We start from the raw sequence: 3,979 nt of genomic DNA, 5'->3' as shown, positions 1-3,979 counted from the left end.
TCAAAAAACGACATGTTGCCAATTTTCACGCGCAGCTCTCCTGGGCGAATTGGCGCGTTTCGATTAAGCCCTAGTGCAGTTCTTCTAAATTCATCTGCGCTAATCGTCAGCCCAAGCAGCACCTGTCCGTCATCAAGCATCAGCTCATTTACTTTTACTTGAATGCCTTGGTCCGTTGCTGTTTCATTTACCGTTTTTTATAGCTGCTCAAGCTGCCTTCAGGCTTGTTCATAAGCAGCTCGATTTGCTGGCCAATTTGCTGACTGATTCGCACAGCCGATGCCCATACCGTTTCATTTTGCATCATCACAGGCGTCACAGCAAGCAGCAGCACCGCAGCGGCGATCAGCGGACGCGCTTTTTTTCGAGTCGGCTTTATGTCACGCTTTAAACGTTTTTTCATACGCTTTTTCTCGCTTGCCGTTAGCTCAATTTCTTCATATTCATCAAAATCTACAGAAGATCCATTTAATAAGTCGTATTGATTTTTCATCTTTGTCCCTCCTTATTTCTTATTTGAAAATCGCTTTTAACTTTTGGCGTCCGCGCGACAGCCGGTTGTATAAATTGCTGATGGTAGTCTGCTGCTTTTGAGCAATTTGCTTCAGCTCGACTTCCTGTAAGTAATACGCTTTAAACAGCTCGCGGTCTCCTTCGCTTAAGTGACCTAAAAGTTCTTCCACGTCGTTTGTTTGAATGTTATGAACTTCTGATGTTTCACCCACTCCCGCTTTGCTAAGCGATTCGTGCTGCGTTTTTATATATTTGCGCTGATAGTCAATGGCTTTGTACTTAGCAACAGCTGCCACCCAATTTTTAAACGTATTTTTCTCCGAATCAAAGCGATCAATATGATGCCACACCGCTAACAATACGTCGTTTACACACTCTTCTTCATAGCTTTTCAGCGTGCCTAAATGCTTGCGTACAATGGCCGTAATTAACCCTCCGTACTGATCGATTAACAGCTCTAATCCTTTTTCTTTTTTTCGCGTTATACATGCAACAATCCAGTCATCTTCCATGACATTGCTCCTTTCCGCTTGCTTTTACACCTATTAATACGGATTCTTTTTACAAAACCTATCAATCTTCCTAAATTAAATAAAAAATAAGCTTGTTCCGTATTTCTCCCGCTGGTAAAATAAGCTAAAACCTTTGAAGGAGGCCGCTATGATTACCTATCCTTTTCTTACATCTAACCCTACCATCGGCGTAACTGCACCTTCTTCTGGTGTACCTCAAGCTCTTCATTCCATGTTTTCTTTATCGTGTGAACGCATGAAACAAAAAGGCTTTTCTGTTATACCGGGAGAAACCGTTTGGACGCAGCATAAAGCAAAATCCGCTTCTCCTAAAAAACGTGCAAATGAGCTTCAAGCCATGATTGCTGATGAAAACATCGATATCATTATTCCTCCTTGGGGAGGCGAGCTGCTGATTGAAATGCTTGAACATCTCGACTTTACAAAATGGACAGCAAAATGGGTGCTTGGCTATTCTGACACCAGCGTTCTTTTGCTGGCTATTACACTTAATACCGGGATTGCAACGGCTCATGGAACCAACTTTGTGGACTTGCGAGGAGAGCACTGGGATCCAACCACTGCGCTGTGGCAGCAGGTGCTGACGACCAAAAAAGGAGAAAGCGTGACTCAAGTTTCTTCTGATTGCTTTCAAAAAGAATGGCAGCATGACAACCCGTCACCATGCGTGTTTCATTTAACGGAACAAACCACTTGGAAGCATACGGAGTTAAGCGACGTGCACATCGAAGGGCGTCTTCTCGGAGGATGTATTGACGTGATTAGGCACTTAGTAGGAACTCCTTTTGGAGATGTAAAAACGTTTCGAGAAAAATACATTCCTGCTGAGCCGGTCATTTGGTACTTTGACAACTGTGAACTGACGACGGCTGACCTTCGCCGTTCACTTCTTCAGCTTAAGCTAGCGGGCTGGTTTGATAACTGCTCAGGTATTTTATTCGGCAGAAGCAGCGCTAATAAGCCCGTTGATTCCTACACCGCTGAAGACGTGTATCATGACCTTGCCTCTGACTTACATATTCCAGTTATCTATGACATTGACTGCGGCCACCTCCCTCCTCAGCTCACGCTTATTAACGGCGCGTATGCGAGTGTTAACGTAGAGAAGAACAAAGGCACAGTCGTTCAATACTTTACATAAAAAAACAAGAGAACTTTTTTGTTCTCTTGTTTTTTCACATATTCGTCATCAATAATATAAACGTCCCAAATAAGAAAAAGTTGCGCCAAACCACGAGTGGTAGTACTCTTTTTGCTTTCTTTCAAACTTCCATTCTTCGAAACCTCGAATTACGTATAGGAAAAAAAAGAAAAGAAACATAAAAACCGAGGTGTAGGCTGGAGGTATAACGAAGATGAGCACTAAAAACGAAGCAAGCATTACCATTTCAATTGTGACAAACAGCGGACGCCTTCCTTTAAAGCTTCTCCAATAGCTTTTTTTTATCTTTGTACGCAGCTTTTTTCGCATGACAAAATCCAGAAAGATATAAACAACTGCCAGAATCAGCAAATACACAAGCGTCATTTTCATTCCTCCTTCCGACCTGAAATATCCTTATACTTCCATTTTAAAGAAGTTCCCATAAATTTCAAGACTCTAAAAAATCTTTACACAACTTATTAGTGCAAGCATTCATATATTCAAAAATCGCTAATATATTGACTAATGTACAGGTTAAATTCTCTGTATAAACTCACCTAGAGGGGGACATCAAGTTATGAGAATAAAAGAAGTGAAGCAAGGTGCACTCGCAGCGCTGAAAAACCGCTGGGGATTTGCCGTACTGCTTACGTTCGTTACGTATTTAATTGCTGCCGGTATTCCAGGASTTATTGACTTTTTAATCAACGGATTTCCAAGCGGGTCCGAAACCGAATACTCTCAGTCTACCTTAGCTAATATTGTATCCCTGCTGCTCGTACCGCTCTTTTTCTCTTACTACTGGGTACTATTGCGTCTGGTGCGAGGAGAAAGTGTACGTGTAGGAAACGTGTTTGATTCGTTTTCATGTGCGGGATTATACTTTAGAACCCTCGGACTTTACTTGCTAACGATTATTTATACCGTGCTATGGAGTATTTTATTAATTATTCCTGGCATCATCAAAAGCCTTGCCTATTCACAGGCTTACTACGTATTCCGGGATAACCCAGATTATTCAGTCAACCAGTCTATTACTGAAAGCAGACGATTAATGAACGGCTACAAGTGGACCTACTTTTTACTTGTTTTAAGCTTTATCGGCTGGGGAATTTTAAGTATCATCACGCTTGGCATTGGGTTACTATGGCTCGTTCCGTATGTAACGACTTCGCTTGGCGTATTTTATGAAAAGCTAAAAGCAAATGAAACTGAAGYTGCTGAATAAACGAAAAACCGTATTCGAGTTGCGAATACGGTTTTTTTATGGATAGCTTTACGCTGCCTGGTCTCCTCCATCAGAGGGCTTTAACTTTTGATTCTTCGCTTTTTTATTCACTAAATAAATACTGATAATAATAAGCACCAGCCCTACAAGAAGTGACGACGTAAACGGTTCGTCTAAAAAGAGTGTGCCGATGACAATTGAAATAATCGGAACAAGAAAATTAAAGGACGCCACTTTGCTGGCCTCTCCTTTACTGATTAAATAAAAATAAATGAGCCACGCAACAGCAACAGAAAACAGTGCTAAAAATAAAAGCAGCAGCATAGATGATGAATTCCACACCATATGAGACCATCCTTCCACTCCGCTTCCGGCTGCTGTCATAACCACTCCGCCGACAAGACTTTGAACGGTAATAAGCCAAATGCCATCTACACTGTCGCTAATACGCTTGATATAAACGGTTCCAATCGCCCAGCTCAGTGCCGTAAGGACAGCTAAAAGAATTCCAACGGCTGAAGCATTAGCAGATAATTCTCCCGTGCTGATGGTAGCTACACC

At 41.9% G+C, this 3,979-nt stretch carries 6 protein-coding genes and 1 pseudogene; 2 read left to right on the top strand and 5 right to left on the bottom strand.

What is annotated here, in order from left to right; translation table 11 throughout:
* From AC1DRF_RS18595 to AC1DRF_RS18585, 3 genes and pseudogenes are all read right to left on the bottom strand, one after another.
* A pseudogene (locus AC1DRF_RS18595) lies at window positions 1–164 on the bottom strand (DUF4179 domain-containing protein); the annotation flags it as partial.
* A gap of 23 nt (window positions 165–187) precedes the next feature.
* Window positions 188–493, bottom strand: coding sequence for a hypothetical protein (locus tag AC1DRF_RS18590; RefSeq protein WP_427075778.1), 306 nt, complete (start codon window positions 491–493; stop codon window positions 188–190).
* Between the two features lie 19 nt (window positions 494–512).
* The gene (locus AC1DRF_RS18585; protein WP_477741362.1) at window positions 513–1,025 is read right to left on the bottom strand and encodes a sigma-70 family RNA polymerase sigma factor; all 513 of its coding nucleotides are present in this window, start codon (window positions 1,023–1,025) and stop codon (window positions 513–515) included.
* A 148-nt stretch (window positions 1,026–1,173) separates the two neighbouring features.
* Between AC1DRF_RS18585 and AC1DRF_RS18580 the strand changes: the two genes are divergently transcribed.
* Window positions 1,174–2,187 carry a S66 family peptidase gene (locus AC1DRF_RS18580; protein ID WP_477741361.1) on the top strand — a complete coding sequence of 338 codons (1,014 nt, stop codon included), beginning with the start codon at window positions 1,174–1,176 and terminating at the stop codon, window positions 2,185–2,187.
* A gap of 48 nt (window positions 2,188–2,235) precedes the next feature.
* On the opposite strand, the gene AC1DRF_RS18575 is transcribed toward AC1DRF_RS18580, so the two are convergent.
* Window positions 2,236–2,574 (bottom strand): DUF4181 domain-containing protein, encoded by a 339-nt coding sequence (locus AC1DRF_RS18575; RefSeq protein WP_477741360.1) that lies wholly within the window; start codon window positions 2,572–2,574, stop codon window positions 2,236–2,238.
* A gap of 193 nt (window positions 2,575–2,767) precedes the next feature.
* On the opposite strand from AC1DRF_RS18575, the gene AC1DRF_RS18570 reads away from it, so the two are divergent.
* Window positions 2,768–3,418: a DUF975 family protein gene (locus tag AC1DRF_RS18570; protein WP_477741359.1), complete on the top strand. Its 651-nt coding sequence runs from the start codon at window positions 2,768–2,770 to the stop codon at window positions 3,416–3,418.
* Window positions 3,419–3,466: 48 nt separating this feature from the next.
* Here the strand turns inward: AC1DRF_RS18570 and AC1DRF_RS18565 are convergent.
* The coding region (locus AC1DRF_RS18565; protein ID WP_477741358.1) for a DMT family transporter at window positions 3,467–3,979 on the bottom strand (513 nt) is incomplete at its 5' end.

Source organism: Priestia sp. P5_B4 (genome assembly GCF_056400385.1).
The sequence above is the reverse complement of the archived record's forward strand: the minus strand, read 5'-3'. Positions and strand labels throughout refer to the sequence as shown.